The organism is Novosphingobium sp. G106 (assembly GCF_019075875.1).
In the GTDB taxonomy this organism is placed as follows: domain Bacteria; phylum Pseudomonadota; class Alphaproteobacteria; order Sphingomonadales; family Sphingomonadaceae; genus Novosphingobium.
This window is the reverse complement of the sequence record NZ_JAHOOZ010000003.1, coordinates 289,674-311,918: the sequence shown is the minus strand read 5'-3', so window position 1 is coordinate 311,918 and position 22,245 is coordinate 289,674. Positions and strand designations below refer to the sequence as shown.

Annotated in this window: 24 protein-coding genes and 2 pseudogenes; 9 read left to right on the top strand and 17 right to left on the bottom strand. The window is 61.3% G+C overall.

The features are described from left to right. The first annotated feature begins 466 nt into the window (after positions 1-466). Positions 467-811, top strand: a complete 345-nt coding sequence (locus KRR38_RS38120) for a helix-turn-helix domain-containing protein (RefSeq protein WP_217407884.1) — start codon at positions 467-469, stop codon at positions 809-811. Here the strand turns inward: KRR38_RS38120 and KRR38_RS33660 are convergent. From KRR38_RS33660 to KRR38_RS33645, 4 genes are all read right to left on the bottom strand, one after another. Further along, a protein-coding gene (locus KRR38_RS33660) for an IS5 family transposase (RefSeq protein ID WP_217407883.1) occupies positions 763-1,525 on the bottom strand; the annotation gives its coding sequence in 2 pieces (ribosomal slippage) (positions 763-1,098 and positions 1,100-1,525; 762 coding nt in all). The two genes, KRR38_RS38120 and KRR38_RS33660, sit on opposite strands and share 49 nt — an antisense overlap. A gap of 1,103 nt (positions 1,526-2,628) precedes the next feature. After that, positions 2,629-2,829, bottom strand: a complete 201-nt coding sequence (locus KRR38_RS33655; protein ID WP_217407882.1) for a hypothetical protein — start codon at positions 2,827-2,829, stop codon at positions 2,629-2,631. Continuing rightward, positions 2,822-3,583, bottom strand: a complete 762-nt coding sequence (locus KRR38_RS33650) for a hypothetical protein (RefSeq protein ID WP_217408106.1) — start codon at positions 3,581-3,583, stop codon at positions 2,822-2,824. The genes KRR38_RS33655 and KRR38_RS33650 overlap by 8 nt, the downstream gene beginning before the upstream one ends. Positions 3,584-3,845: 262 nt before the next feature. Next, complete coding sequence (locus KRR38_RS33645; protein WP_217407880.1) at positions 3,846-4,058, bottom strand: hypothetical protein; 213 nt, start codon at positions 4,056-4,058, stop codon at positions 3,846-3,848. Between KRR38_RS33645 and KRR38_RS33640 the strand changes: the two are divergent. Continuing rightward, positions 4,009-5,100 (top strand): annotated as a pseudogene (locus tag KRR38_RS33640) (efflux RND transporter permease subunit); the annotation flags it as partial. The gene KRR38_RS33645 and the pseudogene KRR38_RS33640 overlap by 50 nt on opposite strands. A gap of 114 nt (positions 5,101-5,214) precedes the next feature. On the opposite strand, the gene KRR38_RS38115 reads toward KRR38_RS33640, so the two are convergent. The 8 genes from KRR38_RS38115 to KRR38_RS33600 form a co-directional block, all read right to left on the bottom strand. After that, entirely contained in the window at positions 5,215-5,667 is a 453-nt protein-coding gene (locus KRR38_RS38115; protein WP_375293495.1) for a PepSY domain-containing protein, read from the bottom strand. After that, complete coding sequence (locus KRR38_RS33630) at positions 5,636-5,836, bottom strand: hypothetical protein (protein ID WP_217408140.1); 201 nt, start codon at positions 5,834-5,836, stop codon at positions 5,636-5,638. Before KRR38_RS33630 ends, KRR38_RS38115 begins: the two co-directional genes overlap by 32 nt. Positions 5,837-5,996: 160 nt before the next feature. Then, complete coding sequence (locus tag KRR38_RS33625; protein ID WP_217407878.1) at positions 5,997-6,371, bottom strand: hypothetical protein; 375 nt, start codon at positions 6,369-6,371, stop codon at positions 5,997-5,999. Positions 6,372-6,937: 566 nt separating this feature from the next. Next, positions 6,938-7,327 carry a glycine zipper 2TM domain-containing protein gene (locus tag KRR38_RS33620; protein ID WP_217408105.1) on the bottom strand — a complete coding sequence of 130 codons (390 nt, stop codon included), beginning with the start codon at positions 7,325-7,327 and terminating at the stop codon, positions 6,938-6,940. Positions 7,328-7,481: 154 nt separating this feature from the next. Continuing rightward, positions 7,482-8,012, bottom strand: coding sequence for a hypothetical protein (locus KRR38_RS33615; RefSeq protein ID WP_217408104.1), 531 nt, complete (start codon positions 8,010-8,012; stop codon positions 7,482-7,484). Between the two features lie 170 nt (positions 8,013-8,182). Then, entirely contained in the window at positions 8,183-9,706 is a 1,524-nt protein-coding gene (locus tag KRR38_RS33610) for an IS66 family transposase (RefSeq protein ID WP_217408103.1), read from the bottom strand. A 31-nt stretch (positions 9,707-9,737) separates the two neighbouring features. After that, positions 9,738-10,094 carry an IS66 family insertion sequence element accessory protein TnpB gene (tnpB, locus tag KRR38_RS33605; protein WP_217407875.1) on the bottom strand — a complete coding sequence of 119 codons (357 nt, stop codon included), beginning with the start codon at positions 10,092-10,094 and terminating at the stop codon, positions 9,738-9,740. Between the two features lie 13 nt (positions 10,095-10,107). Continuing rightward, positions 10,108-10,554 carry a transposase gene (locus KRR38_RS33600; RefSeq protein ID WP_217407874.1) on the bottom strand — a complete coding sequence of 149 codons (447 nt, stop codon included), beginning with the start codon at positions 10,552-10,554 and terminating at the stop codon, positions 10,108-10,110. 747 nt (positions 10,555-11,301) lie between these two features. On the opposite strand from KRR38_RS33600, the pseudogene KRR38_RS33595 reads away from it, so the two are divergent. Further along, positions 11,302-12,490 (top strand): annotated as a pseudogene (locus tag KRR38_RS33595) (IS256 family transposase). Between the two features lie 634 nt (positions 12,491-13,124). Further along, positions 13,125-13,919, top strand: coding sequence for a polysaccharide biosynthesis/export family protein (locus KRR38_RS33590; protein WP_217407873.1), 795 nt, complete (start codon positions 13,125-13,127; stop codon positions 13,917-13,919). A 491-nt stretch (positions 13,920-14,410) separates the two neighbouring features. Here the strand turns inward: KRR38_RS33590 and KRR38_RS33585 are convergent, their stop codons facing one another. From KRR38_RS33585 to rfbC, 4 genes are all read right to left on the bottom strand, one after another. After that, a complete protein-coding gene (locus KRR38_RS33585; RefSeq protein WP_217407872.1) occupies positions 14,411-15,091 on the bottom strand; it encodes a DedA family protein in 681 nt (226 codons plus the stop codon). Between the two features lie 796 nt (positions 15,092-15,887). After that, positions 15,888-16,127: an XrtV sorting system accessory protein gene (locus KRR38_RS33580; RefSeq protein ID WP_217407871.1), complete on the bottom strand. Its 240-nt coding sequence runs from the start codon at positions 16,125-16,127 to the stop codon at positions 15,888-15,890. Between the two features lie 207 nt (positions 16,128-16,334). Further along, entirely contained in the window at positions 16,335-17,396 is a 1,062-nt protein-coding gene (gene rfbB / locus KRR38_RS33575) for a dTDP-glucose 4,6-dehydratase (RefSeq protein ID WP_217408109.1), read from the bottom strand. After that, positions 17,396-17,968 carry a dTDP-4-dehydrorhamnose 3,5-epimerase gene (rfbC, locus tag KRR38_RS33570; protein ID WP_217407870.1) on the bottom strand — a complete coding sequence of 191 codons (573 nt, stop codon included), beginning with the start codon at positions 17,966-17,968 and terminating at the stop codon, positions 17,396-17,398. The genes rfbB and rfbC overlap by 1 nt, the downstream gene beginning before the upstream one ends. 347 nt (positions 17,969-18,315) lie before the next feature. On the opposite strand from rfbC, the gene KRR38_RS36805 reads away from it, so the two are divergent. The 5 genes from KRR38_RS36805 (at position 18,316) to KRR38_RS33550 (ending at position 20,999) form a co-directional block, all read left to right on the top strand. Next, on the top strand, positions 18,316-18,903 hold the full coding sequence (locus KRR38_RS36805; RefSeq protein ID WP_254515868.1) for a hypothetical protein: 588 nt from the start codon (positions 18,316-18,318) through the stop codon (positions 18,901-18,903). Continuing rightward, a complete protein-coding gene (locus KRR38_RS33565; RefSeq protein ID WP_254515893.1) occupies positions 18,788-19,408 on the top strand; it encodes a glycosyltransferase family 4 protein in 621 nt (206 codons plus the stop codon). Before KRR38_RS36805 ends, KRR38_RS33565 begins: the two co-directional genes overlap by 116 nt. A gap of 41 nt (positions 19,409-19,449) precedes the next feature. Beyond that, positions 19,450-19,737, top strand: a complete 288-nt coding sequence (locus tag KRR38_RS33560) for a hypothetical protein (RefSeq protein WP_217407868.1) — start codon at positions 19,450-19,452, stop codon at positions 19,735-19,737. Further along, positions 19,730-20,371, top strand: a complete 642-nt coding sequence (locus tag KRR38_RS33555) for a methyltransferase domain-containing protein (protein ID WP_217407867.1) — start codon at positions 19,730-19,732, stop codon at positions 20,369-20,371. The genes KRR38_RS33560 and KRR38_RS33555 overlap by 8 nt, the downstream gene beginning before the upstream one ends. A 340-nt stretch (positions 20,372-20,711) precedes the next feature. Next, entirely contained in the window at positions 20,712-20,999 is a 288-nt protein-coding gene (locus tag KRR38_RS33550) for a hypothetical protein (protein WP_217407866.1), read from the top strand. A 468-nt stretch (positions 21,000-21,467) separates the two neighbouring features. Here KRR38_RS33550 and KRR38_RS33545 read toward each other — a convergent pair. Beyond that, a protein-coding gene (locus tag KRR38_RS33545; RefSeq protein WP_217407865.1) for an IS5 family transposase occupies positions 21,468-22,207 on the bottom strand; the annotation gives its coding sequence in 2 pieces (ribosomal slippage) (positions 21,468-21,869 and positions 21,872-22,207; 738 coding nt in all). Positions 22,208-22,245 lie beyond the last annotated feature (38 nt).

Genomic DNA, 22,245 nt, shown 5'->3' with positions numbered 1-22,245 from the left:
CCTACAGCGTTCCCAGGGGCAAATCGGGAGTGCTTGGCCGGCGGTGGGGAAACCCTGGCCATTAGCTTTGTAGGAACCTGCTGCTCCAAGCTTCGGCGGAGCTTCGTCAAGATCGCACCGACCCTCGAACCATGAAAACTCATCACCCGGTCGCCCGCGCTTTCGAGTTGGCGAAGAGCGGCAAATTCCGAAACGTCAAAGAAATCGAGCGTGTGATGATACGAGAGGGCTACAGCGCTGTCCTTGGTCACCTCGCTAGCCCGAGCCTTAGGAAGCAACTCCTGGCGGTGATCCGGTCGAACGAGAACCGTTCGCAATGAACTTCGCGGCACGGCGCTGCGGAACGTCTCTCACTTATCCCCATGGATCGATGTGTGCCGCCGCCCCAATCTGGTCAACGGCTTGGGGGCCTGGATCATTACGACAGCACGGGCGCATAGACCGTCAAATGTCTTAAGCATTGGTGATGTTGGGAATAACCAACCAGGCAGCAAGGTGCACCTGTAACAAGCACCAACTGCTGGGAACTTTTAGCCCACCGGACGGTTTTGGCGCGCGAAAAAAGGGACGCGCGATGACGGTGACCGAGGTTGTAACTATCTCGATTTTTGGAACGGACGGTGAAATTCGAACGTTCCGCGAGATCGAGGCCGACATTATCGAGTATGCAATGCGTCGCTACGAAGGCAATGCGAGCGAGGTTGCCCGCCGGCTCAAAATCGGCCGGTCAACGTTGTCTCGCAGGCTAGGTTGTGTGGACACTTATCTGAGCCATAGGACGATTGCGGCGAGGGTGACGACGGCGCGATAGTTTCGAGCGGTTTTCTCGAAGCGAGTGGCGACCCGACGGAACTGCTTGAGCTTGCTGAAGCAGCATTCGACGAGATGGCGTTGCGCGTAGAGATGCTTGTCGAGTGGATGCTTGCGGGCGCGCGACGGGTTACTGGGTATGACAGCGACAGCGCCCTTTGCCGCGATGGCCTGACGGAAGTGGTCGGCATCGTAGGCGGTATCGGCCATGACGACCTTGGCGGGGAGCCCTCCGATCAGCGGTGCGGCTTGCGGCACATCGCCGCGATGACCGGCGGTAAGAGCAAAACCGTACTGGGCAGCCCAGACCGCGAACCGCAAGGTGGATCTTGGTGCTCAAGCCGCCGCGGGAACGGCCGATGGCTTGATCTTCAGACCCCTTTTTGGCCCCCGCTGCATGTTGGTGAGCGCGAACCACGGTGGAATCTACGATCAGATACTCGAAGTCCGGATCATCGGACATCGCCTCGAATATCCGCCACCAGACACCCTTCGCGCTCCATCGGCTGAAGCGCCGGAACACGCTGTTCCAGTCTCCGAACACCTCAGGAAGGTCGCGCCAGGGCGAACCCGTCCGCACGATCCAGAGAACTGCCTCGACGAACATGCGGTTGTCCCGGCCGGTCGAGCCCTTCTGATCAGGGCGTCCGATGATCAAAGGAGCCATCCGCTCCCACGCCGCATCGCTCAACACCAATCGGTCCATCACACCCAAAGCCGCCTCCAAAAGACAGCCTTGAATCAGACTTTGCCAAAAATGGGAATCCTAAGAGTCCACACAACCTAGAGCGATACGTGGACATGAAGCGTCGACCGGTGAGCAGCGACCATGTGGCTGACGCCTTATTTCAATCCGCCGCTTAAGTGAGATCGTAGAGAGGCAGCGTTGCTGGCTGATTGATGCGGCAGCAGAACGGCAAAGTTGGACTAGCAGTCCTTGCGCCATCGTTCTTCGGCACCCTGCGAGCAGCTTCAGAACGCTCTTCCGCCGTCATTGTTACCATGCGTTGACTGCCCCCTTTTTGCCCCGTTCGGCTGCCACCACACTTCTCCGCTCCGCATCTCCTTCCCTAATCAGCGCTTGGGCCTCAGCTCGAACCCTAAACTCCGAGGCCAGGTCGTCCCACCTCTCGGCAGATCGCAAGTGCTGTTCACGCACCCTTTGAAGGGTTGCAGCTTCGGCAAGGGCTCGCTCTGCTCCCGCACGAGCCAGACATTCTGAAGCGCTTTCGGCTGCCATTGGGTTCAATCCTCGCGCGCTGTTAGATTAGCGTAAGCCTTGTCGCCGCTCCATTGTTCGGCTTACCCCTGTCTAACTGCACTACGCGGAGTCGGTTCCTTCCATGCGGAGTCGTGGCGGGACGCCGAATACCGATCCGGAGCCTAGACGCATGGCCACATCTATTTCGGATTGCGCATTCCCAACGATTGCCCGGCAAACCCGTGTGTTACGGTCCAGTCACCTTAACCGCGTGCGATGCGATTGAGGCCCTGCACTTTGCCTCCGCTGAAGCGGGGACCTTCTTTTTCGGGCATGATCGTTAACTTGGATCAATCTTCAGGGCGCCATTCATGAATACCGCTCACGTCGAGGGGATAGTAGGTCGCCTTACCCCAGCACAGCGCCGGGCGCTTTTGTCGGATCGCTGCCAGTTAGGTACGCTGAATGTTTTGAGGACGCTCGGTCTCTGTGAAACGGCCGAGGTGTGCGAGCCCGTTGGTCCGCACGGTGATCGCTTCAAGCCAATTTGGTCCGCGCTCGGGCTTATAGTGAAAGCCCAGGTTGTCGAGGATCCAGCGCGCCTCGCATAATTCCTGTCAGCTCGTGGGCGCTCGATAGCCTGCCCGCGACACCGCGAACCGGAGTAGCTGCCTGACCGTGTGAAGCTGCCGGTTGATCGGTTTGCGCTCGGCGCGCGTCTTCGCCGCGGCCCGCTTCGCTTCAAGCTCTGCAATCCGGTCTTCGCATAGCTGGGCCATACCGTTCGGGCCGGGCGGATAGTCCGAGGGATCAAGCATCGGCCAGTTCCTTCAACAGTCGGGAGGCGGCACGGCGCAGGGCAATCGCGTCATTCGACCGACCTCCATGCTTCCAGGCGCCGTTGGCAGGACCGAGCGGACCACCGCCGCCGGCTCCATGGGATCTACAAACCGACTTTCCTTTGCTGCCGGGCAACCGCAGGACTTGCCCGCGCGGTTCGTCGCCTTGCATCTGCGCGCGCTCGCCAACTGCGGCGGCTGTAGGCTCATGGGGCTGGCGTTCATTTTCGGAGGTACCCCCTTTCAGGTGGACGTGTTGATGATGATGGACGTGCTTTTCATGGCGCACGGTGATGTTCTGCTTGCTGGTGCGCCGCTTGCCGCGAAGACCCTGGTAGGTCTCCATAAGCATGGCGTAGGTTCGGGCGAGCTTCCCGGTCAGCGCCGCGTCCCGCTCCATGATCATCCCGCCGCTGTTGAGTGCCTGCTTGCCCAGCCTCATCACCATCAGGTGGATAAGCACGATTTGCGCGGCCAAGCCCGCCTCCGCGGTATTCCGGGGCTGAAGATCGTTGACCATCGACAGGATCGCGGTGAACTCGCTTTCGTTGGTCTTCCAGGCCCGGTCCTGATCGTCCCATGCCCTGGTGCACAACGCTTCGAGCTGGATCAGAAACGCTCGCATCACGGACTGTGACCGCGTACCGAATGCCCTCGCGATTTGCAGGTCCCATAGGTCGTTGTCGTTGTGCGGGGCCGTGGCGATGTAGCCTTCACCCTCGCGCTCGAACATAATCGCCGGGGCGGAAGGACGCTTCAGAGCCTGGGCGAGCGCCTTTGGCTTGTCGGCTCGCAGCGAAGCACTTGGCTCTGGCCTGGCCCGATCCCGACGACGGCGCGGCCGGGCAGCTACGTCCTCACGCTGGGGGTCGATGTCTTCGGGCGGTCGCTTAGACATGGGCCGGGGCCTCCAACGAGTACCAGGCTATCGGCGGTTCAGCGAAGGGGCGACGCTTTTGAATCGGCCCAGCCACCCTTGCACCACACACCGACCCTCAGCACGTCGGACCCAGCGAACTGGACATGGCGATGTGGTTGACCTTGCTCGCCGGTTCTTCGGCGATGGGATGGTGCAGGAGGGGGAACCGCACCCCGAGGACGTTGAGTTCCATCAGCGGGTAGGCGCTGGCAGGCACGACCGGCTCGCTACCCACAGGGGTGGCAGCGCCAAGGCTTTCGCCCCTCACCTCCTCGACCATGGACCTCATCAAGATCGGCTTGGTCAGCGACAAACTCGATCCACGTCAGTTGCGCGCATTCGCCGACTGGACCGTGCGCCCGCGCCTTCTGGCGACACGAGGCGTCGCCGGGGCCACAGTCTATGGTTCGGCGGGATCGCGCTTCGAGGTGCGACTTCGTCCGGCCGAGCTTGCTGCCCGCCAAGTCTCACTTGCTGAAGTCTCCAACGCCATCGCTGCGCTGACCGCGGTACGCGGCGGCGGCTTCACTGAGACAGCCAATCAGCGCATTCTCGTTCGCCCGACAAACGGCATGATCGACGCGTCAACGCTGGGCTCCGCGCTGATCCCGGCCGGCAGCGGCGGTTCGATCGCTTTGCGCGACCTTGCCGACGTAACACTCGCCGCCGGACCGCAGTTCGGCGATGCGCTTGTGATGGGGCGGCCCGGCGTCCTCGTTTCTCTGTCGAGCCAATACGGCGCCAACACGCTCGAAGCGACCCGCGCGGTCGAGGCAACCCTTGCCGACATGAAACCCGTGTTCGCGGCACAGGGCATTCGGGTCTACCCGGCGTTGCACCGCCCGGCGAACTTCATTGAGACCGCGCTCCACGGAATGTCGATCGATCTCCTGATTGGCGCGGCCATGATCGGGCTGGTACTGTTCGCCTTTCTGCGCAACCTAAGGGTCGCGCTGATCGCCTTCGTTTCGATCCCGCTGTCGCTGCTCGCCGCGCTGATTGTGCTCTATGCGATGGACCAGACGATCAACACCATGACTCTGGGCGGCCTAACCGTTGCGCTCGGCGTGGTGGTCGATGACGCGGTGGTCGGCGTAGAGAACATCGTCCGCCGCCTGCGCGGGGCATCGCCGGCTGGACGTCGGGGGATCATTTCTGACGCTACGGTCGAAGTGCGCGCGCCGGTCGTCTATGCGACCTACCTGCTCGCCCTGACGATCGCCCCGATCCTTTTCCTTACCGGCTTGCAGGGCGCTTTCTTCGCGCCGCTTGCGCTGTCGTTCCTGCTCGCGGTGCTCGCCTCGCTGGCAGTTGCTGTAACGATCACTCCGGCGCTGGCGCTGCTCTTACTCGGCAAGACCGAGCCGCATCCCGAACCTACGTTCCTCTTTCGCGCCAAGGATAACCGATGTTCACGAGATTGCCCACCTGACAATCGAACAATCCTAAGCCGCAAATCCAGTGTTGATCGGATTAGATGCCTCGCAGGCCTTGATCGATTTGTTGATGCGACGCCGGCGAAGCCAAGCCCAGAGTCCAGTGGCATAGAGGAGGGGCAGAGACAGGCCTGCGAGAGCTACCAGTATGCGTCCGGGAAGCCCGGCGGCCTCCCCGCTGTGCACAGGAAAGGCGCTGTCCAGTATCCTGTTGGCCAAAGGCCCGTTTGCCGCATCGTAGGTGGAAAGGATCCTGCCGCTTCCCGCTTCGAGCATTACAAAGCTGCTGCCAGACCAGATTCGCCACTCCCCGGGACGCCGGAGGCGCACTTGATAGACCGGGGATTTGGGGCTCGGCAGGCTGACCGAAGTCAGACGCATCGGGAAGCGCACTGATTGCCAGCTCCAGCGCTGCGACTCGTTCGCAGTATCAGTAGCGGTAGCGCCGACAGGAGGAATCATCAATGAGAATCGAACTTCGACCAGGTCGGCCATGGCCGCCCTTTTTAATGCCCTTGGTGTCCCAGCGATTGCCGCCGAGGCTGAAGCTGCGGGAGCGGATGTACTCCTCCTGCAGGGGTTTTGCGCAGGCCGACGCGCGCAGGCTACAGGTTAACAGCTGTCCCGACATGTTGCGACCTCGCATTCTTCGGCGATACACGGAACAATACGAATTGTGGCCATCGATGGCACAGTCACTGACCGACACCCTCGAAGGATATCATTTAACTTCTATGAGTCGGGCACCCGCCGAAATCACCGCACTTGCAGATTTTCGAGGGCGCTGGGGGTCAATCATCATCGTCGTCATCATTCTTATAGCGATACTGGTAATAATTGTCATATCCGTTGTAATCGCGATATACCGGGTATCCTTCATAGTAATATTGGTTGTAATGTCGGCGGTAATAATATCTCCGATGGCGAGGATAATAATAACCGCTATCGTAGTAATAATATCTCTCGTCATAGCGACGGTCATTGTTGGACGCGATGGCTGCGCCAACAGCCAGACCGATTATCCCCGCACCGATGGCAATCGCTGCACCGTCGTTGCCGTGATGATGACGATAATAGCGATCGTGCGCCGAGGCCGGAGAGGCGACGGCCAGTGTGGTAGCGGTCAGTGCCAAAGCAAGCGCAAACTTCCTGATTGTGGTAAGCATGATTCATCTCCCGCTCCGAACTGGGCTTCTCATGAGCTGAGTCGAAGCTAAGCTGTTAACAGGCCAAAATCCCGCTGAACCCAAACTTAACTTATTGCCCCTTGGACGGATTAATCCCGGCAGCGGCCTTTACGTGTCCTGTCCTGGTAAATCTGAGCGGATGAGACGGAGACGCTGTATGATAGCCCTGCGTTCAGGGTAGCCGAGGGCTTTCGAGCGAAGGCCGTCGTACAGACAATCAATTTCGGCAAGCTGGTGAAGGAGCCTGCACTCTTCCTTGGAGGTAATTTCACCCCGGTCAGCCGCTGTGATGATTTCCCGTTCTATTCGCCCAAACGTGCGCTCTAGTCTGTGGCCGTATCTATGGCCGTAGCCGCTTCCCCATCGGGCAAAGGCAACATCCGGTTTCGTGTCAGTTTTTGATGCTCGCGGACTAAAGTCGACAGGCATACAACTTGTCCCAGATCCATTTGGGAAGAATAGTGTTCCTTTGCCCGTCGACGCCCCCGAACATCAGCCGGGCCGTTGCTCAGCTGACCATTTTCATGGAACGGACAAGACCTTGATTAGCAATGTCTATTGCGCTCAATTTCGCGTCCGATAAGCGCCCCGCCACCGGCTCCGAGAATGGTGCCGACGGCCCGATCACCACTGCGGTCGACACCGCGGCCAAGCAGCGCGCCCAGGGCGCCACCGACGATCGCCCCGGTCGTGCCGCCGGAGCGGCAGCGATAGCGCGGACGGTTCACATAACGCGGACGCTCGCGATAGTAGTGAGGATCCTCATAGCTGTCGCGATAGCCCCGATGATCCCGCCAATCGCCATCCTGGTAGTATTCTTCCGAGTAGCGGTGCCCCCAATGATCGCGTGCAAATGCCGCCGACGGTAGGGAGGCGGCGGCACTCACCCCGAGCAGGCTCGCGAATACGATCGTTTTTGAAGTAGCCACGTCCATTCCCTTCGTTCATGATGTTGCAAGGGTAAGCTGACATAGCTCACTGAACGTGATGCTGAATTGGCCGTTGTCCGACGTTAAGTAACCGCTGACTGGTGGCGTGGCCGCATCCTAATCAAATGGACTTATCAAACGGCACACCGACAGACCGCCTTCATGGACGTTGCCGCACGCGCGTCTCGACGTCTTCCACTCGGCGATTCAGATACGCTTGCTCCTCGATGGAGGTGTTAGTTCGGGCATAGGCATCCGCGAGGCGCGTCAAGTCACCCAGCTCCACAAGAATCTGGGCGTTTGCCCCGCGAGTGAGGCCGCTGGCAGGAAGCGTACGTGCAATGGCATCGAGCCGTGCTCGTGGCGTTAAGTTCGCGCCTGGTGAGCCGCTATCACCAAGCTTGGCATCAAGTGCGTCTAGGCGGGCGTCGAGGTCATCTCGCTCGGCTGCAGTGATTGCGCCATCGCGCAAGTGCCTTGATTCGAGCTGAACTGCAGCCGCATAATCGGCCTTCAGGCGTGTTCCTTGAGTGCGTGTGATGCGACGCGCCGCCAAAGCCGCGTCCACCCGGCTGTTGAACTCCGCGCGGCCGGACGCGACGTCCGCAGTCGCAGTCGCTGCTGTCGTCGCTCCGCTGCCATAGCCGCGGTCCGCGAGCACTTGCGTCAAGGCGGTGTAGCGATCGGCCAAGTCCGCCCGCTCCTGAACGGCGAAGCAGCATACTGGCTCTCGAGCTGCACTAAATAGTGCATAATCGGATTTTAGGCGCGCGCCAGTGCTTCGGTCTGCATTCCCGGATCGAACTTCGACGTCGACGCGGCTCTCGAACTCAGACTGTTGATTGTTAGTAACCGATGTTCTCAGACCACGGCGGTCCAAGGCATGAGTTCGCCGACGGCATTGGCAGGATGTCCCCCGGCCAGCTTGGTGAGTACCCCGGTCAGCCAGGCGTGAGGGTTGAGACCGGAGATCTTGCAGTTCTCGATGAGGGTTGCGATCACCGCCCAGTTGTCGCCGCCTTCGTCAGAGCCAGCGAACAGGGCATTCTTCCGATTGAGGGCCAATGGCCTGATGCTCCGTTCGACAGTGTTGCTGTCGAGGTCGAGGCGGCCATCGTCGAGGAAGCGTGACAGGCCGTCCCAGCGGGTAAGTGCGTAGCGGATCGCCTCGCCGAGCTTCGCTTTGGCGCTGATCTGCCGGTGCCGGGCTTCGAGATACTGGCGAAGGTCATCGACGATGATGCGGCTGCGATCGTGCCGAACGGCACGGCGCTCTTCGGCCGGCAATCCCCGGACCTCTTCCTCAATGGCGTAGAGCGAGGCAACACGGCGCAGCACCTCCGTTGCGACCGGCGAGGTATCGGCGAGTTCGTAAAACTTCCGGCGCACATGCGCCCAGCAGAAGGCTAGGCGCACCTGCTGCCGACGCTTCGCGAGCGCGGCGTAACCGCCATAGCCATCGACCTGCAGGATGCCGGCAAAATCGCAAAGATGAGCCTCCGCCCGTTCGCTCTTCCGATCGGCGGCATAGACGTAGGCGATCATCGGCGGGTCATCACCGCCCCATGGCCGATCATCGCGCGCATAGGCCCATATCTGGCCAGTTTTGGTCCGCCCGCGCCCAGGATCGAGCACTGGTGCGGTGATCTCGTCGGCGAAGAGCCGATCCGATCGTCGAAGCCGTTCCAGCACATGATCGCGCAACGGGCGTAGATACCAGGCAGCCCGGCCAACCCAGTCGGCCAGTGTCGAGCGATCGAGCTGGATGCCTTGGCGGGCGTAGATCTGTGCCTGCCGGTACAATGGCAGGTGATCGGCGTACTTGGCGACAAGCACCTGCGCGATCAGGGCTTCGGTCGGAATGCCGCCTTCGATGATCCGCGCCGGCGCGGGAGCCTGCACGACCGCGCTCTCGCAAGAGCGACAACCATAGCGGGGGCGGCGCGTCACCAGCACACGGAAGGTGGTTGGCACGACGTCGAGGCGCTCGGCCACGTCTTCGCCAATCTGGTGGAGGGCACCGCCGCAGCAAGGGCAAGCCTTGTCATCGACATCGACGATCTGCTCGACCCGCTCGAGATGAGCCGGCAACGAACCCCGGTTGGTCTTGCGCGGCCGATCGGCCGGCATCCGGCGCGCCTTATCCAAGGCATGCTCAGCCTCGGCCAATGCCGTCTCGACTTCCTCCAGAGCCAGTTCGAACTGATCGGGATCAAGCTGTTCGGACCGGCGGCCGAAACGGTGGCGTTGCAGTGCGTCGATGATCGCCTTCAGGCGTTCGACCTCGGCTTGGAAATCCTTCAGGGCATCGAGCTCGCGGGCCTGTTCGAGCACCATCGCACGGAGCGCTTCGACGTCGTTGGGAAGGTCCGCTGCCATGAGCATGGAAGCAGTGAATCAGTCGAGGAAAGCCCCGTCAACCGGCAATCTGTGGGGCAATCGGGCGGCGGCCGCCATGGACGCGGCGCCAGTCGAGGCCCTCTAGAAGCGCGCCAAGTTGCGCCGACGTCAGCCGCATTACGCCGTCCTGGATGCCGGGCCACTTGAAGCCGCCTGACTCCAGCTTCTTGGCCATCAGGCAAAGGCCGGTGCCGTCCCACCAGACCAGCTTGATCCGGTCCGCGCGCTTTGCCCGGAACACGTAGATCACGCCGTAAAACGGATCACCGCCATAGTCGGCGCCGACCAGCGCCGCCAGGGCGTCAGGTCCCTTGCGAAAATCCACCGGGCGCGTCGCCACCATCACGCGAGCGCCAGCACCGGGTCCGATCATCGCCCAGCCTCAATCATCTTTGGGCCCTGAGCGCTTCAATAACTGCGGCAATCGTACCCACGTCGGCGCCTTGGCCGATCTTCACCGCCACGCCGTCGATCTCCAACTCGACCACCGCACCTGTTGCACGGCGTCGACGACGACGCCTGGGTGCAGGATCAGTCACAACACTCGGTTCGATTACGGCAGGCACGAAGGTCGCCACTTCCGGCTTCGGCGGCGGAATGATCACTCCCTCGGCTTCGAGCTGCTTACGCAAGTCCCGCCGCCAACCGTAAACCTGCGAAGGGTCCAGGCCATGCCGGCGCGCCACGGCGCTGACGCCCTCCCGGCCCGAAAAACACTCCGCGACAATCGATGCCTTCACTTCGGTCGGCCAATCCCGACGCTTGCCTGCCCCCGTGAATATCTCAAACCGCTGCGAGCCCTTGCTCACAGGATCATCAACCGAGATTATCATAGTAGCAGCGCACTCCCGCCCGATCAGGGCAAGGAGACTCGGCGCTGCGCCTCAACACTGCAAGGCGGGGCCGTGGCTCCGCTTACGATTGTTGAGCGGCGTCTGTCCGGACAACCACTGCCCATCAAGCGTCGTACCCGGACCTACGCGTCCGCCGCCGAACAGCTTGCCGAGGATCGAGCCGAGGATGTCCCCGGGGCGAGGTCTGCTGCGTAACTTGCGCTGTGGCTGGCAGCGCCATCAAAGTTATCATGGCCTCGGCGCTCAGGGGGGATTGTCTTACGCATGTCATCTCCTGCGTTGCCCCGAATGATACAACATCGGTGCATGCCGCCGATAGTTTCAGAACACCGGCACGACCTCCCCCGACGGCAACGGCCGCGACCAGAACCTATATGGCCGTGTTCTCACGCGCCGGAGATGCACCGCGCGACTATACGGTTGGACCCCGGCAAGGGTTCTTTGTTGTTATCCTTAATTTACTTGGGTGCAGTACGGCTCCCTGCCGTGAGCAGCGCTCGCTCAACCCAGGCGCTGCTCGGGTGGCCCCCCTCTGCCGCGGGTATCTCATCAATCGAGACCGCGTTAAAGGTTCCCGGATCGGGCCTAATCAAAACATTGGCCTCTGCCGCCTTGTTGCCGGAATCGCCGGTAGTGTGCGGGGAGTTCTGCAAAATCCATTGAGGATCTGAGCGGCCATGGCAGGCTGGTGATGTCTGACGTCACCAACTCCATAGGAGCCCCACCATGACCCGGAGCGAGAATAAGCCGTCGATAGCCGCCGTCAAAGAGTTGATGGGTGCGAACCACGATATGTTGCGGAAGATCGTACAAGATCTGCTGCAGGAGATGCTCGAAGGGGAGATGACAGAGGCGCTTGGCGCCTCGAAGAGCGAGCGCAGTGATGGCCGTGTCGGCTACCGCTCGGGTCATTACAACCGGACGCTGATCACCCGGGTGGGCAAGCTCGAACTGCGGGTGCCGCAGAACCGCGACGGGCGGTTCTCGACGGAGTTGTTTGAGCGCTATCAGCGCTCGGAGCAGGCGTTAGTAGCGACGCTGGCTGAGATGTATGTTCAGGGCGTCTCGACGCGGAAGGTGAAGGCGATCACCGAAGAGCTGTGCGGACACAGCTTCTCGGCCTCGACGATCTCGGCGATCAACAAGCGGCTGGATGAGAGTTTGACGGCCTTTGCCCGGCGCCGGCTGGATGAGCCTTTTGCCTATCTCATCATCGATGCGAAGTATGAGAAGGTCCGCCAGGCCGGCGTTGTTCGGTCTTGTGCGGTGCTCGTCGCGCTCGGTGTCGACTGGGAGGGCCGACGGCAGATTCTCGCTGTCGAGCTCGCCAACCGCGAGAGCCGCTCGTCGTGGAAGGACTTCCTTGTCAGCCTCCGAGACCGCGGCCTCCACGGCGTGGAATATGTTGTCGCCGACGACCATGCGGGCTTGCGTGCCGCCGTCCGCGAGGTGTTGCCCGACGCAGCGCTGTTACGTCCATTTCCTACGCAATGCGCTCGACCATCTGCCACGCAAGGCCGACGACGACTGTCTCCAGGAGCTGCGGTGGATTTACGACCGGCGCGCCTTGTCCGAGGCGAAGAGCGATCTTGCCGCATGGCTTAAGAAATGGTCGCCACGATACCCCAAGCTCACCACCTGGGCGGAGGAAACCATAGAGGAGACCTTCACCTTCTACCGACTGCCGCGCCAGCATCACAAACATATGAAGAGCACGAACATGCTCGAGCGCTTCAACGAGGAGATCAAGCGCAGGACCATCGTGTTGCGCATCTTCTTCAATGAAGACAGCTGTCTGCGCCTGATCCGATCGCTCGCCGTCGAGACCCACGAGAACTGGCTCGAGGCCAACCGCTACCTCAACATGAACGATCTGAAGGAGATGAAGAAAGCCGGTCTACGACAAGCCGCCTAACCAGCATGCCAAGCCGCTATTTACAGGACTTGCCGCACACTACCCGTTTGGCGCTGCGTTGGCTGCTGTTCGTCGTCGCGCCCGCGGCCAACGGCGATCCAAACCCGGCGAGGGCCGCGCGCAGTATCTGCGCGAGGGCATGTGGATCACCACGACCGTCCAGGACCAGGGGGCACGTCAGTGCCGCCCTTCCTTGCGAGCCTCCGATTATCGGAGCCCGAAACAGTCCCCTCATTCCACTCGATTGTGCGACCATCTTATATTCCACATTTGCACAAGCTTAGCTTTTGACGCCTCGACGCCAATAGTCTCGTGGTGCGGAAATCATTGGCAAGACTTCGCGTCATGACGATTTCGGATGTTCAAGGACATTATATCTTCCCAATGCAGGAACACCTCAACGGACCAACGCTTTCGGTGCCTGAGGTCCCTGAGGTCCGCTTTCGACGCTACTTCTCGCGGCCGGCCTTATGGTGTCCGATTGTCTCAGCAGCGACCGGACACCGATGTGGGGCAAGAAGGATCAAGGATGCCTGAAGCCGGTTGCGATGCCAGAAAGTTGGCAGGAACGAACAGTATGGTTAAGAGCCTGTCCCGATCAACTGCGTGGGCGGGTGCGCTATTAGCGCTCGCTATGAGCGTCGTACCTGCTGCTTCGCGGCAAGCCCGGCCCGCCATGCGCTCTTCGCCGGCAGCAAGCGCCGCGCCCTCGGCGGCGGCTGGCACCACCGACGAGGGCTATGTAATCGGCCCGGGCGACGTCGTCGATGTCAGCGTTCTTGGTCGCGAGGAATTTCACCCGCGCGTCCAGGTCCAAGCCGATGGCACGGTGCAACTTCCCTACCTGCATTCGGTCAAGGCGGCCGATCTGACAGTGATTCAGTTTCGCGAGCAGGTAAACAGGCTACTGCGCGACGGCGGCTTTTACACCGATCCAGTCGTCAACGTCGCTGTCGTCAGCTACATCAGCCGTTACGTGACGGTTTTGGGCGAATTCGGCAATCCTGGTCTCGTTCCAGTAGACCGCGTTTATCGCGTGTCCGAGATTCTGGCCCGCGCCGGTGGCGCCAAGCCTTCTGCGGCCGACGACATCCTGCTGCGCCGCGCGGACGGCAAAGAATTCCGCCTGCCGGTGACCGACGTAGCACGCGGCGGCGCTGCCGAAGATCCTTACGTTCAGCCCGGTGACAAGCTGTTTCTGGCGGCTGCGCCGATCTTCTACGTCTATGGCCAGGTCGGCGCCCCCGGCGCCTACAAGGTCGAGCGCGGCATGACGATCCGCATGGCGCTCGCGCGCAGCGGCGGTCTGACCCAGCGCGGTTCAGCCGGCAAGATCTCGGTCTATCGCAACGGCCAGAAGGTCAAAGCAACGATGGACATGAAGCTTAGTGAAAACGACACGATCTTTGTCGGAGAGCGCTTCTTCTAAGACGAGGCGATCAATAGCGACAAGGCGCCTGGCTCGATTTGAAGGCGCCGATAGCCCAGCGCCTACCTGATGAGACGGCCTCTAATGAAATGAGCGTCGCAATTCGAGCTGTCAGTTTCAAGGCACCGGCCTCCAGTACCTCAACCCGATCATCGTTGCCAGGAAGAACGTCACTTAGCCGAAAGAGCGGAATGGGTTTATTTGGGAATTTGTCTTCGAGACTTGATTTGGGAGATCTCGATTGTTGAACCAGAAACTACTCAATCAAGGCAGGCCTCCTGCCGAAGGTCGAATATTCAACCTCCATCTTAGCTAGATAGGCTTCGCTTACAACGGATCGCTCAGCCGCGCAGTTGCTTGACGATGCGCTGGAACTCGCCGCGCGGACCAAGGCCGCGAGGTCAAGACGCCGGGTTTCGAATGTTGGCACCGTCGGCCGACCCTGGGGCAGCTAGAAAGCGCCCTAGCCGCTTTCGGGCGAACTGAATTGGTTAATCCGAGGCACCAGCACACAGGGCCGACGCCGCCTCGCGTATATAGGACTTGCGAGCCCGGCGCCGCGCAGCGCTGACTTTTGAATAGACCCAGCTTCCAACCGCGCATCCCAGTCCGACGCCCAAACCAATGAACATCATTGAGCCGTCGCTCAGGTTGCCGTCCGCAGCGAAGTGCTTGGCGGAGAAGTAGCCAGGAGCGAACAGCGTCGGCACCCAGAGACTGGCCGACGCGACATTGGCGAGCTGGAAGGAGCGAGACGGCATGCGCGTCACGCCTGCGACCAGTGGAACAATCGCTCGCAGGGGTCCAAGGAAGCGTCCCGCGAAGACGGCGAAGAAGCCGTACCGACGGAAAAAGAGCCGAGCCTGTGCCACGGCAGTGCGATGCTCCCTCAGCGGCCAGTGCCGGTAAGCGGCAGGGCCAAGGCGCGCGCCGACAAGATAGGACACCCAGTCGCCAAACACCGAGCCGATGATCGCGGCGCCGACAATCCAAACGGGGTCTAGCCTCCCTGTCGCGAGCAAGCTACCAGTGGCGATCATGAGCGCCGTGGCGGGAATGAAGAGCCCGACCAGAACAAGCGATTCCCCGAAACAAAGCAGGCCGATTACCGCCGAAGCCCATCTGGCATTGTTCGTGATGATTTCGGCAATCCAGGCTGCAAACGATTCCACACTGAACTCCGAAACGGCGGCGCGCCTAGATCGACGCAAGTTCCGACCTCGCCTAGCCCGCTATCGACAAACCATGACTAACATGCGGTCATCTGAATTGTAGGCAGCTTTCCCTACCAAATCTGTGAAACTTTTCAAAGTTCCGCCGTGGGCATCGGTGGCGTCGCCGAGGGCGTGGACCGCACGATCGGGAAGGCGGAGCCGTTCTATCGCGGCTCATCCATTTCGTTCACCCGCCGGCCCAAACTGATCGGTTGTGCGCGAATAGCTTTCCGCCACGATCGAGGCCTTGATCCCGGATGGTCAGTCCCAACGCTTCCCCGCGCCGATGAAGACCTTGAACCGCTGTACCCTGCTAGTGCCAGCATCGTCCTTGACATCATCATGGCACTAACGACCTCCCCCCTGAAAAGGCTGTAAGACTTGCTCACGCGGTTCGCACCCGTAAGCTCGGGCTCAGGTTTCGCTAACGTCGCATTCTGTCGAACGTATCGTTCACGAATGGCTCCGATCAGCAAAATTGATCTATTAATTTTGCGCTGCGATCCTGGCGAGTTGTGCCTATATTTCGGTCGTTGGCCGGCTAGGACAGCAGATCCTTAACATTGCGCAGGCCAATGGGAAGCGGACGTACTCACTAACGGCGCGGCGAATAATTAAATTTATGTATCGAAATAGCGGGAGGGTCTAGCGTATCTGCGCGTTCAGGCATGGGGACCCTTTGCCTTATGTGATCTGCGCGGCCCATGCGCTACACAAATCGGTAGTGTCCGTCGCCAGTCCGCGAACCGCCGCTTCAACCACTCATCTGTGGTTTCAGGACATAGTAGATGTAAGCCATTATCATCACCAATCCCATAGCAGCCGGTATCACGTAACCTTCGTTCCCGGCGTAGTTGACTGCGGCGCAGCCGATGGCGGGTGGGACGTAGTGCCAAACTTTGTCCTTAGGAGCCGCCTGAGCAGATCTCTGCAGATATATCACAGCAAGGGCCGCGAAGGTCACGACCGTCAGCCAGTCGAAGATTGTTTCCATCGTTCCCCCACGTCGAAAGTAAGAAAATCTGGTAGCCTAAATCAAGGCCGAGCTTAGTAGTAGTCAGCAGTTCCATTCTGATGCTGACTAAGCCCGAGCGCTCGAAGACGCGATATGCGCACACCCGCGGGCGGATTTGCAGCGAGCGCGCCGCCGACCTGGCCGCGGCCGCCGGTGACGAGCCAAACCCTCTCGAAAGGGCCGCGCTCAGCCATTCACGCCCAGCCGCTCGCCCTGGTAGGTGCCGGCCTGGATCGCCTCCCACCAGTCGCGGTTGTCGAGGTACCAGCGCACCGTCCCCGCCATGCCGCTGCCGAAGCTTTCCTGCGGCGTCCAGCCCAGTTCGTCGCGGATGCGCGAGGCGTCGATCGCATAGCGATAGTCGTGCCCCGGGCGATCGGTGACGAAACCGATCTGCGTGCGCCGGCTCTGGCCGTCGTCACGCGGGGCGTTGGCATCGAGCAGGTCGCAGATCGCTTCGACGACCTGCAGGTTCGTTCGCTCGGCATTGCCGCCGATCAGGTAGGTCGCCCCCGGCGCACCGCGCTCCACCACCGCCGCCAGCGCGCGAGCATGGTCTTCGACGTGCAGCCAGTCGCGGACGTTCGAGCCGTCGCCGTAGACCGGCAGGCGGTCGCCCGACAGGCCCTTGAGGATCATCAGCGGGATGAGCTTCTCGGGAAAGTGATAGGGCCCGTAATTGTTCGAGCAGTTGGTGATCAGCACCGGCAGGCCATATGTATGGTGCCAGGCGCGGACGAGGTGGTCGGACCCGGCCTTGCTCGCCGAATAGGGCGAGCGCGGATCGTAGGCGGTGCTGTCGTCGAACTTGCCCTCGTCGCCCAGCGCCCCGAACACCTCGTCGGTCGAGATGTGGTGGAAGCGGAACCGGTCCTGGCCCGCGGCATCGAGCCCGCGCCAATAGGCGGTCGCCGCCTCCAGCATGCGGAAGGTACCGACCACGTTGGTCTCGATGAAGGCCGCCGGTCCGTCGATCGAGCGGTCGACATGGCTCTCGGCCGCGAGATGCATGATCGCATCGGGCTGGAACTCGCCGATCGCCGCGGCCACGGCCGATCCGTCGCAGATGTCGGCCCTGAGGAAGCGGTAGCGCGGATCGCTGACGACCGGCGCCAGCGAAGCGAGGTTGCCCGCATAGGTCAGCTTGTCGAGCACCAGCACGTCGGCGCCGAGATCGCCGACGAGATGGCGCACGACGGCCGAGCCGATGAAGCCGGCCCCTCCCGTCACCAGGACGCGGCGGCGGATCACAGCACGATCTCCTCGAGATCGCCGAGCGGGTCGCCCTCATAGGGAAACACCGCCGTCAGATCGGCAAACGCGGGGGCGACAGCGTCCTTGTCGGAAAGCACGGGGCAGCCACCGTCCAGCGGCCAGGCGATCGCGAGTTCGGGCGAGTCCCAGCGGATCGAACCCTCGCTCTCGGGCGCAAAAAGATCGCCGGCCTTGTAGAGCACGTGGGCATCTTCGGTCAGCGTGACGAAGCCGTGCGCAAAACCCACCGGGACATAGAGCTGTTCCCCGCCCTCGGCGGTCAACTCCGCGCCGACCCAGCGGCCGCGTGTAGGCGACCCGTCGCGAATATCGACCGCGACGTCCCAGATGGCACCCGCCACGCAGCGCACGAGCTTGGCCTGGGCGTTCGGGATGGCCTGGAAATGCAGCCCGCGGAGCGTTCCCTTGGGTGCCGAGAAGCTGTGGTTATCCTGCACGAACGTATCACGGATGCCGGCTTCGCCGTATCGCCTCGCGTTATAGCTTTCGGTAAACCAGCCCCTGTTGTCGCCGTAGCGGCGCGGCCGGATCAGCTTGGGCAACATCCGGTTCTCACCTTCGTTTCAGCCGCGTAGCATCGGCTGCTTGTCACAGTTTGGAGGTAGGGCATCGCTTAAGCGGCGGAACTTGCGCGGTCAATCGCATTGCCGTCGTGGGGCGGCCTTAGCCTTTGTGCCGCCTCGCTTTGTCCCAAAATGATGCGGCTGGCGGGCGACCTAGACGGCCTGGCAAGCCATCCCGCTAACGACTTCTGTGCTATCGGACGGGCAGTAAACGGACGAGCGCGAGGATGGATCGACCGAGTATGTCAGCTTCCAAAAAGTTGAAGATCGATTTCGTCTGCGCCGGGGACCCGCTCGATATCCACACTTGGTCTGGAACGCCTTTTCACATGCTGCAGGCATTGGGAAAGGAGTTCGATCTCGGCCTCGTCATCAGAAAGCCCTGGCGGCCCGGATTCCCGTTTTTCCGGCGCCTCATCCGCAGGTTGAGCCTGGGGAAGATCGACCTTTTCTGGTCACGGGCCTGGACCCGCTTCGGCGCGGGGCCGACGGTAGAGCAGCTCAAGCGCAGCGATTCCGACATGGTCTTCGTCGTCGCCGCGACGCCGATCTGCGCGCTCCTCACCGGCACGAACAAGACGGTCTTCGTGTCGGATGCGACGCAGTCGGCCATGGTCAACTACAACCCGCGGCACAACGCGCTCAGCGCCAACCTCAAGGCCAGCGCGGCCGAGCTGGAAACGACCAGCATTTCCGGATCGATCGCTGCGTTCTTCCCCCTCGCGTTGGGCCCAGGCTTCCGCAATCAAGGATCATGCGGCGGCGCCCGATCGGGCATTCCAGGTGCCGTGGGGCGCGAACCTGCCATCGGTCGATATCAAGCCGCCCGAGGAGCGGTCGCTCGACGAATGGCGCATCCTGTTCGTCGGGGTCGATTGGGTCGGGAAGGGCGGCGACATCGCCCTGAAGACCGCTGAACTGCTGCGTGACCGGGGATGCCGCGTCCATCTCGATATTGCCGGCTGCGTGCCTTCCACGCCCCCGCCGACGATCGAGGGCGTCACCTTCCATGGATTTCTGAACAAGAACGTCGAGGCTGACCGCGATCGCCTGACCGGACTTTTCCAGAACGCCCATATCCTGATGCTGCCGACGCAGTTCGAGGCGCTGGGCGTAGTCGTTGCCGAGGCGGCATCGTTCGGCGTGCCGTCCATCTCCTACGACACGGGTGGCGTGTCCGGGAATTTCGATCCCGGCAAAACCGGAATTCTGCTCGATACCTCCGCCGGCCCGGCAGAGTTCGCCAACGAGATAAACGCCCTGCTCAGCGACCGGGCGCGGTATATCGACATGGCTCACGCGGCAGCGGATTACAGCCAGCGCCGGTTGAACTGGCCGGCCTGGGCGCACGAAGTGGCTACTCTCCTTCGGCAGCAATGGCAGTCCGAGCGCCAGCGGGAATGGGGCGAGCAAGCGTGCTGAGCTTCCTTTCGCAATGCGCGCGCACGGGACTCAGTCCCTCTATGCGCCGCAGGGCGAAACATCTCGTCGAGCCGATTTTGTCGCCCATCGGTACGATAGAGCGGGTTCGCTCGGCCACGCCGGCCGTCGCGCTGACTTTCGACGATGGTCCCGATGACCGCGTTACGCCGATCGGCGCGGCCTCGATCTGCGCGGTGATCTGGTCGAGGCCCACCTGGCGGATCTCCTCGCCGAACGCGATCGTCTCGAAGATCGCGGCCCCGGTTTTTGACATTCGCGCTTCCGGAGGTGAAAGAAGGATTTCGATTGTGGGGTTTCACTGTGGTTGAAGCGGTTTCCAACTATCACGACCTCGTCCGCAGCGATGTCTTCGCTTTGGTACCCCAGAATGCAGGCCGCCTGCTCGATCTTGGCGGCGGGATCGGTGCTACCGGCGCAGCCTTGAAGGAACTAGGCCGGGCGAGCGAAGTCATCGTCATCGATCACGTGACCAGCGCCTGGGCGAAGGGCGTCGACAAGGGCTATGTCGCCGATCTCGAGGACACGGACTTCCTGGATGACGTCCTCGCCGAAAACGCGCCGTTCGATACGATCCTTTGCCTCGATGTTCTGGAACACCTTCGCGATCCCTGGGGCGCGATCAAGCATGTGCACAAATCCCTGCGGCCCGGCGGGGTGATGGTCATCAGCCTGCCCAACGTCAATCACTGGTCGCTGGTGGGTCCGCTGCTACTCCAAGGCCGATTCAATCTGGTAGAATCCGGCGTGATGGACCGCACCCATATCCGCTGGTTCGCACGGCACGGCGTGATCGAGCTTGCCACCAGCTCGGGCCTCGTTTGCGAGGAAATCCAGACGAATATCGGCAGGCGGCTGCACAAGGTTCTCGACAAGGTCTCGTTCGGGCTGCTGCGCCGCTTCGTCGCTGTCCAGTATGTCGTGCGGGTCCGCCGCCCCGCCTGATCGGCTCCGCCCTTGCTACTTCTGTGCGGGCGGCAGGCAGTTGTGTAGGCGCTGCGCTCAGGCCACGGCGGTCCATGACATGAGTTCGCCGATGGCATTCGCTGATGACCGCCGTGGCCTGTCACAGCACTTACGTTGCACCCCTTGAGGTTCGCGAAATGAGGGTGAAAGAGGAAAAGAAAGTTTTTTCGTCGGAACTTACTCAAAGTTAAGACCGACAACGCTCTATGCGTCCGTGCTGCTACGATGATCCAGGCCCCCAAGCCACTGACCAGATCAAGGTGGCAGCACACCAGGATACATTCGACGACGACGTGTCGACACATGTGGACTGAGTATTATGGCCCGCCTTGGCGTCAGTCGATATACCAGCGCCCTGAGGCTGACTGTCACTTTCGATATGCAAGCTCTCGCCCGCTTCACAGGGGGTTTTTCTTCGACGAGGTTAAACGGCGATACCGAGTTTGGCGAGTCGTCGCTCTCGATAGATGCTGGGTTGACAAATTGGCTCGCGGGCGCAGTGATCCAGAATGACGGCTACCGCTCGAAAACATTCCCCGTCTTCAACTACGTCTACACGGTGCCGGGCGTGTTCGCCCAGATCGAGACAAGGTTACCGACAATCTGACATTGTCTGGTAGCGCGCGGTGGGACGACCACGACAGGTACGGATCGCACCTCGCCCTCGCATTCCCGCAAACTACAAGCCCGACCCCTAGACGATCCGCGCGTTCTAAGGCCTTGGCTTCGATGCGCCCACGCCGTTCGTGGAGGAGGTCACAGCGGCGGGTCTCTCGCGTCTCGAACCTCTTTTCGGCCTGAAGGTGGAGACAGCAGAGACGGCATCGCTCGACCTTGCCTACCGCGCGGTGGCTTTTCGGCGAACGTCACGCTGTTCGGCTCGAAGGTCGATAATGCCGTGCAAGAACAGACTGTCGCTGTTGACCGCGTCGGGTTGATCAATGCCGGCGGAGTTACGCGCCCGCGCGCGGAGTTGTTACTGAAGTCTGCGCGGCAACGTATTCATGTCGCTTTGGCTTGTTCGCTGTGCCGAACCTCGATCTCTTTGTGCAGAACGGCTAGGTTGTGTGGACACTTATCTGAGCCATAGGACGATTGCGGCGAGGGTGACGACGGCGCGATAGTTTCGAGCGGTTTTCTCGAAGCGAGTGGCGACCCGACGGAACTGCTTGAGCTTGCTGAAGCAGCATTCGACGAGATGGCGTTGCACGTAGAGATGCTTGTCGAGCGGATGCTTGCGGGCGCGCGACGGGTTACTGGGTATGACAGCGACAGCGCCCTTTGCCGCGATGTAGGCGGTATCGGCCATGACGACCTTGGCGGGGAGCCCTCCGATCAGCGGTGCGGCTTGCGGCACATCGCCGCGATGACCGGCGGTAAGAGCAAACCGTACTGGGCAGCCCAGACCGCGAACCGCAAGGTGGATCTTGGTGCTCAAGCCGCCGCGGGAACGGCCGATGGCTTGATCTTCAGACCCCCTTTTTTGGCCCCCGCTGCATGTTGGTGAGCGCGAACCACGGTGGAATCTACGATCAGATACTCGAAGTCCGGATCATCGGACATCGCCTCGAATATCCGCCACCAGACACCCTTCGCGCTCCATCGGCTGAAGCGCCGGAACACGCTGTTCCAGTCTCCGAACACCTCAGGAAGGTCGCGCCAGGGCGAACCCGTCCGCACGATCCAGAGAACTGCCTCGACGAACATGCGGTTGTCCCGGCCGGTCGAGCCCTTCTGATCAGGGCGTCCGATGATCAAAGGAGCCATCCGCTCCCACGCCGCATCGCTCAACACCAATCGGTCCATCACACCCAAAGCCGCCTCCAAAAAGACAGCCTTGAATCAGACTTTGC

Coding starts and splice junctions, on each gene's coding strand:
- KRR38_RS38120 (WP_217407884.1), top strand. CDS start 467: ATGTTGGGAATAACCAACCAGGCAGCAAGGTGCACCTGTAACAAGCAC.
- KRR38_RS33655 (WP_217407882.1), bottom strand. CDS start 2,829: ATGCTTGATCCCTCGGACTATCCGCCCGGCCCGAACGGTATGGCCCAG.
- KRR38_RS33650 (WP_217408106.1), bottom strand. CDS start 3,583: ATGTTCGAGCGCGAGGGTGAAGGCTACATCGCCACGGCCCCGCACAAC.
- KRR38_RS33645 (WP_217407880.1), bottom strand. CDS start 4,058: ATGAGGTCCATGGTCGAGGAGGTGAGGGGCGAAAGCCTTGGCGCTGCC.
- KRR38_RS38115 (WP_375293495.1), bottom strand. CDS start 5,667: ATGATTCCTCCTGTCGGCGCTACCGCTACTGATACTGCGAACGAGTCG.
- KRR38_RS33630 (WP_217408140.1), bottom strand. CDS start 5,836: ATGTCGGGACAGCTGTTAACCTGTAGCCTGCGCGCGTCGGCCTGCGCA.
- KRR38_RS33625 (WP_217407878.1), bottom strand. CDS start 6,371: ATGCTTACCACAATCAGGAAGTTTGCGCTTGCTTTGGCACTGACCGCT.
- KRR38_RS33620 (WP_217408105.1), bottom strand. CDS start 7,327: ATGGACGTGGCTACTTCAAAAACGATCGTATTCGCGAGCCTGCTCGGG.
- KRR38_RS33610 (WP_217408103.1), bottom strand. CDS start 9,706: ATGCTCATGGCAGCGGACCTTCCCAACGACGTCGAAGCGCTCCGTGCG.
- tnpB (WP_217407875.1), bottom strand. CDS start 10,094: ATGATCGGACCCGGTGCTGGCGCTCGCGTGATGGTGGCGACGCGCCCG.
- KRR38_RS33600 (WP_217407874.1), bottom strand. CDS start 10,554: ATGATAATCTCGGTTGATGATCCTGTGAGCAAGGGCTCGCAGCGGTTT.
- KRR38_RS33590 (WP_217407873.1), top strand. CDS start 13,125: ATGAGCGTCGTACCTGCTGCTTCGCGGCAAGCCCGGCCCGCCATGCGC.
- KRR38_RS33580 (WP_217407871.1), bottom strand. CDS start 16,127: ATGGAAACAATCTTCGACTGGCTGACGGTCGTGACCTTCGCGGCCCTT.
- rfbC (WP_217407870.1), bottom strand. CDS start 17,968: ATGTTGCCCAAGCTGATCCGGCCGCGCCGCTACGGCGACAACAGGGGC.
- KRR38_RS36805 (WP_254515868.1), top strand. CDS start 18,316: ATGCTGCAGGCATTGGGAAAGGAGTTCGATCTCGGCCTCGTCATCAGA.
- KRR38_RS33560 (WP_217407868.1), top strand. CDS start 19,450: ATGCGCCGCAGGGCGAAACATCTCGTCGAGCCGATTTTGTCGCCCATC.
- KRR38_RS33550 (WP_217407866.1), top strand. CDS start 20,712: ATGGCCCGCCTTGGCGTCAGTCGATATACCAGCGCCCTGAGGCTGACT.